At 64.9% G+C, this 5,289-nt stretch carries 6 protein-coding genes; 3 read left to right on the forward strand and 3 right to left on the reverse strand.

From position 1 onward, the window contains the following. Positions 1-34: 34 nt before the first annotated feature. Both NMG80_RS03625 and NMG80_RS03630 read right to left on the reverse strand, forming a co-directional pair. The gene (locus NMG80_RS03625) at positions 35-1,264 is read right to left on the reverse strand and encodes an amidohydrolase/deacetylase family metallohydrolase (RefSeq protein ID WP_254016869.1); all 1,230 of its coding nucleotides are present in this window, start codon (positions 1,262-1,264) and stop codon (positions 35-37) included. Between the two features lie 28 nt (positions 1,265-1,292). Continuing rightward, the gene (locus NMG80_RS03630) at positions 1,293-1,595 is read right to left on the reverse strand and encodes a RidA family protein (protein WP_254016874.1); all 303 of its coding nucleotides are present in this window, start codon (positions 1,593-1,595) and stop codon (positions 1,293-1,295) included. Between the two features lie 317 nt (positions 1,596-1,912). Here NMG80_RS03630 and NMG80_RS03635 point away from each other — a divergent pair, with 317 nt between their 5' ends. Together NMG80_RS03635 and NMG80_RS03640 are read left to right on the forward strand one after the other, a co-directional pair. Then, a complete protein-coding gene (locus NMG80_RS03635) occupies positions 1,913-2,671 on the forward strand; it encodes an SDR family NAD(P)-dependent oxidoreductase (protein WP_254016870.1) in 759 nt (252 codons plus the stop codon). Positions 2,672-2,722: 51 nt separating this feature from the next. Further along, entirely contained in the window at positions 2,723-3,208 is a 486-nt protein-coding gene (locus NMG80_RS03640; protein ID WP_254016871.1) for a hypothetical protein, read from the forward strand. 244 nt (positions 3,209-3,452) lie between these two features. On the opposite strand, the gene NMG80_RS03645 is transcribed toward NMG80_RS03640, so the two are convergent. Further along, positions 3,453-3,881 carry an Lrp/AsnC family transcriptional regulator gene (locus NMG80_RS03645; protein ID WP_254016872.1) on the reverse strand — a complete coding sequence of 143 codons (429 nt, stop codon included), beginning with the start codon at positions 3,879-3,881 and terminating at the stop codon, positions 3,453-3,455. Positions 3,882-4,005: 124 nt separating this feature from the next. Between NMG80_RS03645 and NMG80_RS03650 the strand changes: the two genes are divergently transcribed. Further along, positions 4,006-5,109 carry a saccharopine dehydrogenase family protein gene (locus NMG80_RS03650; protein ID WP_254016873.1) on the forward strand — a complete coding sequence of 368 codons (1,104 nt, stop codon included), beginning with the start codon at positions 4,006-4,008 and terminating at the stop codon, positions 5,107-5,109. The last annotated feature ends 180 nt before the right edge of the window (positions 5,110-5,289 follow it).

A 5,289-nucleotide genomic window follows, 5' to 3' on the forward strand; every position in this document is an offset into this window, starting at 1 on the left:
CTCAAACGCGATTCCCCTGCCCTCGAGGGGGAGATCACCCCTGCCCGAAATGCCGGCTTACCACATCGACATGCGTCTCATGCGCATGCGCTTCGAAGCGCTCGGTGTCGCCAAAATCGTTAGCCGCCTCATTCGGCCACCAGTTGCCGCCGATCACGATGCCGTCCGAAACCAGCCTTTGCTCGGCGACCAGCGAGGCGCCGACCGCATCGACAAAGGTGAAGCGCCCCTGGCGCAGCCGCAGCACAGCGATGTCGCCGACGGCGCCGACCGCCAGCGTACCGAGCTCCGGCCTTGCGATTGCCTCGGCCGGCCGCTGTGTCGCGGCGCGCAGCACCTCGACCAGCGGCATGCCGAGCGCCAGCAGTTTCGACATGCAGAGCAGAATGTCGAAGGCGGGGCCGTCGACGCAGTAGAGATGCACGTCGCTGCTGATCACATCAGGCGCCAACCCCTCCTTGAGCATCGCCTTGGCAACCTCGAAATCGAACGAGCCCATGCCGTGGCCGATGTCGAAGATGACGCCGCGCTCGCGCGCCAGCCGCATGTCGGGCCGCACCGCGCCCGAGGCGAAGATCGGCGCGTTGGGAAACGGCCGGAAGCAGTGGGTGAGGACGTCGCCCTTGCGCAGGCGCGGCAGCACTTCCGAACGGCCGGGCGGCGGCTCGTCGATATGCGCCATCAGCGGCAGGCCGGCCTGGTCGGCGGCTTCGAGCGCCAGATCGACCGGCGCGATGCCGCTGCTGCCGCCAGCATGGCGACCCGAGCGGACTTTTACGCCGACAATCATGTCTGCGTGCTCGCGCACCGCCGCCACCGTCTCGCGCGGTTCGCAGAGCCGGAGATCGCTGCACTCGCCGACCGCCACTGTCTGCGAGAAGCCGAAGATGCCGGCAAATGAAATGTTGACATAGGCGAGGATGCGGACCTTCGAGCGCTCGATGACATGGCGGCGAAAGCCGAGGAAGTTGCCGGCGCCGGCACTTCCTGCGTCTATGAAGGTGGTGGTGCCGCTTTTTGCGGCGAGCCGGTCGGCATCGACACCCAGCGAGGTACCGCCCCAATAGACGTGGCTGTGCAGGTCGATGAGTCCGGGCGCGACGATGGAGCCGGTAGCATCGATAACGCGGGCGGCACGGTCGAAGGGAATGTCGGCATCGATCGCGGCGATCCGGCCGCCTGCGATGGCCAGATCGCGTTGCGCGTCGAGGCCGGACGCCGGGTCGATGAGGCGGCCGCCCTTCAGGAGGAGATCAAATTGCATCGGCGTGCGGCTCCATTCAGTGTTCTCGTCAAACCGGCCTGTAGGCGACGGCCTCGACCTCGATCTTGATGTCGATCATCAGCCGCGACTCTACGGTGGTGCGGGCCGGCGGATCCTTTGGGAAATGCCTGGCATAAACGGCATTGAAGGCGCCGAAGTCGCGCGCATCCTCGAGCCACACCGTCGTCTTTACCACGTCGCCCATGGTGCAGCCGGCCAGTGCCAGGGCTGCCTTCACGTTCGAAAGCACCTGCTCGGTCTGCTCGGCGATGCCGCCCGAGACCACCATACCGTCGCTGCCGACCGGCACCTGGCCGGAGACATAGACCATGTCACCGGCCCTGACCGCCGGCGACAGCGGCACGTGGGAAGTTCCAAAACACTGCTTGGGCAAGGAATTGCCTCCTGTTCAAAAACATCAGCGCATTGAATTGCGGCAAATCGCCGCAAGGAGCGGTTCGGGCTCTTTCGCTGCGCCGGTTGCCCGTTTCCGTCTGTCTCGACGATTCTCACAGAGGCCGTGTTGGAAAGCAACATTTTTTGGAATCCAAGTTGCTTTATTACAAAGGCATCAGCATCCTGAGTGGCCGGCGGTTGCGTCAAGTCATCCGGCAGGCGAGGATCGGCGAGAGAAAAGCGAGGAGCCGCATGATCGATTTCGGTGGCCGCAGCGTGGTCGTGACAGGCGCGGCCGGCGGGGTTGGCAGCGCGCTGGTCGCCGTCCTGTCCGCCTGCGGGGCCAAGGTGGTCGCCTGCGATCGCGAGGGCACCGACCTGACTGGCGCCGGAATAGAAGAAGCGCATCATTTCGACCTGCTCGATGACGATGCCGTCGCGGCATTTGCCAGGCGCGTCGGGGAAAGCGCTGCGCCAGTGGCAATCATCTCCAACGCCGGCTGGACGCGGGCGGAAACGCTCGCCGAGGTCTCGACGGCAGCGCTTGATCACGAGATGGATCTGAATTTTCGCAGCGCCGCGCTGCTGTCGCAGGCATTGCTCCCCGTCATGCGCAACCAGTCGCGGGGCGCCGCCTTCGTGTTCATCTCCTCGGTCAACGCGCAGGCCCATTTCGGCAACCCCGCCTACGCCGCCGCCAAGGCAGCACTCAACGCCTGGATGCGCGCCATCGCCACCGAGGAAGGCCGCAACGGCATCCGCGCCAACGCCGTCATTCCCGGCTCGATCCGTACCGGCGCCTGGGAGCATCGCCTGGCGCACAAGCCGGAGATCCTCGCCGCCGTCGGCAAGCTCTATCCCTTGGGAAGGCTGGTCGAACCAGTCGAGGTTGCCCGCGCCGCGGTGTTCCTGGCGTCGCCCTTTGCCAGCGGCATCACCGGCACGACCTTGAATGTCGACGCCGGCCTGATGGCCAGCAATCTGCCGTTTCTGGACCAGATCGGCGGTTGAGCGGATCGAACCTTCAATCGACCGAAACATCGCGACACAGGGGAGCAAAAATTGACCTTCGACAAGAATCCGTTTCCGTCCGGCGACGCCGACCGCCATGCGCTTTGGGAGATGCTGGTGCGGCGCGACATCGACGCCTTCCTCGGCCAGAACTGGTCGATGGTGGAGGATGATTTCGTGGCGTCGAGCTTCTTCGGCATGCACGCCCATTTCCTCAGCGATGCGGACGCCTGGCGGCTGCAGTTCCCAACGCTTGGCAGCTATCGCGACGAGTGGCTGCGTCAGGCCCGGGAAACCGCGGCGACGACCTTCGCCGAACCGCTGCGCGAGGCGCTGTTCCGCATCACCAACATGCGCGATATCGACGTCGATGGCGACCGCGCCGTGGTGCACAAGAAGTTCAACGGCTCGGTCGCCAAAGCCGACGGCAGCGCCGAGAAGTTGAAATGGCAGACCCTGTATTTCTGCACCAAGGTCGAGGGAAGCTGGAAGATATCGGGCTTCGTCGGCTACATGCCGCACCCACTCGGCAGCTAGGTGCCAGCCAACTCGAAGGCTGGCGCCTCTATCTGTCCTGCCCCTCTGCCCTGCCGAGCATCTCCCCTCAAGGGGACCCTCGTGGGGGAGATTAGCCGCTTCAACGCTCCGCTCGCTCCTGCAACTGTGGAGATTATAGTGAAAGCCGAAGTCATGGCCGATCTCCCCTTGAGGGGAGATGCCCGGCAGGGCGGAGGGGGTGCTGTTCCGCCAGCGCTTCTGGCAGCAGCAGGGCGAGCAGCGCTCAGCGATCGATCCGCGTCGACAGGATGATGGACGACGACGTCCGCTCGACCCCGTCCATCGCGCCGATCTGGTCGAGGAGCGTGTCGAGGTCCTTGATCGACGGCGCGTCGACGATGACGATCATGTCGAAATTGCCGCTCACCGAATGCAGCGTCCGCACCGGCGCCAGCGCCTGCAGGCTGCGCACCACCTTGTCGGCAAGCTTGGGCGTCACGGTGAGCAGGACATGCGCCCGCACCAGTCCCTGTTCGTAGTCGGGCGAAAGCCTGACGCCATAGCCGGTGATGATGCCGCGCTGTTCAAGCCGCTCGATCCGGCTCTGCACCGTCGTTCGCGACACGCCGAGCCGCCGCGCCAGCTCAGCCGTCGAGGCGCGCGCATTCGCGCGCAGCAGGGAGAGCAGGGCCTGTTCGGCGTTGCTAAGCACTTTCGACGAACCTCATCGGCACCCTGTTCAATTTGGCACTTCGTTTCGAACAGTTCAACGCTTCCTTTCGACAGGCAAGCTGCGATTCTATCCGCTCTGTGAAGGGCAAGGCGAGGGAACTGTCATGAAGAACATCGTCGTTGTCGGCGCCGGCAAGATCGGCTCGACCATCGCCGAGATGCTGGCTTCCACCGGCGACTACCACATAACCCTCGCCGACCGCTCGGCTGCGCAGCTCGGCGCGGCCGAACTGCCTGAAACGGTCGAGACGCTCGAACTCGACATCGAAGCACCAGGCACGCTCGAAGCGGCTTTGGTCGGCAGGTTCGCCGTGCTCAGCGCTGCCCCGTTCCATCTGACAACGCGCATCGCCGAAGCGGCAGCCAGCGCTGGCGTCCACTATCTCGACCTGACCGAGGACGTCGTCGCGACCCGGCGCGTCAAGCATTTGGCGCGCTCCGCCAACAGCGCCTTCATCCCGCAATGCGGGCTGGCGCCGGGCTTCATCTCGATCGTCGCCAACGATCTCGCCAGTCGCTTCGACACGCTGGAAAGCGTGCGCATGCGGGTTGGCGCGCTGCCGCAATACCCGTCGAATGCGCTGAACTACAATCTGACCTGGAGCACGGACGGCGTCATCAACGAGTATTGCGAGCCTTGCGAGGCGATCGTCGAAGGCGAGCTGATCGAGGTGCCGCCGCTGGAGGAGCGCGAGGAATTCTCGCTTGACGGCGTCACCTATGAGGCGTTCAACACCTCGGGCGGGCTCGGCACGCTGGCCGAAACGCTGAAGGGCAAGGTGCGCACGCTGAACTATCGCACCATCCGCTACCCCGGCCACGCCGCGATCATGAAGGCGCTGCTCAACGATCTCGGCCTGCGCCACCGCCGCGACGTGCTGAAGGACATTTTTGAGAGCGCCCTGCCGGCGACGCTGCAGGACGTGGTCATCGTCTTCGTCACCGTCAGCGGCCGCAAGAACGGCCGCCTGCTGCAGGAGACCTACGCCAACAAGATCTACGCCAAGCGCGTCGGCGACAAGGTGCGCAGCGCCATCCAGATCACCACCGCCTCCGCCATCTGCGCGGTGCTCGACATGCTGGCCGACGGCAGCTTGCCGGCGAAGGGTTTTCTCAAGCAGGAAGACATCGCGCTCGGCGCCTTCCTCGCCAACCGCTTCGGCCGCGCCTACGCGCAGCACGAGATGGTTAGCCGGCTTGCGGGGTGAATCTCCCCCCTCGAGGGGGAGATGTCGCCGAAGGCGACAGAGGGGGTCGCCTCGCGTAGAGCGCTAACCTCCATCTTTCGCAAGGGAGGTCGCATCCAGTCGAACCGACCCCCTCTGGCCTGCCCTCTTTGCCCACCACTTGGCATCTCCCCCTCAAGGGCAGGGGAATCGCGTTTGAGT

It is taken from the genome of Mesorhizobium escarrei, from assembly GCF_935825525.1.
Classification (GTDB): domain Bacteria; phylum Pseudomonadota; class Alphaproteobacteria; order Rhizobiales; family Rhizobiaceae; genus Mesorhizobium; species Mesorhizobium escarrei.

Excerpts from the sequence above, each read along its gene's own strand:
- NMG80_RS03625 (WP_254016869.1), bottom strand. The coding sequence starts at position 1,264 with ATGCAATTTGATCTCCTCCTGAAGGGCGGCCGCCTCATCGACCCGGCG.
- NMG80_RS03630 (WP_254016874.1), bottom strand. The coding sequence starts at position 1,595 with ATGGTCTATGTCTCCGGCCAGGTGCCGGTCGGCAGCGACGGTATGGTG.
- NMG80_RS03635 (WP_254016870.1), top strand. The coding sequence starts at position 1,913 with ATGATCGATTTCGGTGGCCGCAGCGTGGTCGTGACAGGCGCGGCCGGC.
- NMG80_RS03650 (WP_254016873.1), top strand. The coding sequence starts at position 4,006 with ATGAAGAACATCGTCGTTGTCGGCGCCGGCAAGATCGGCTCGACCATC.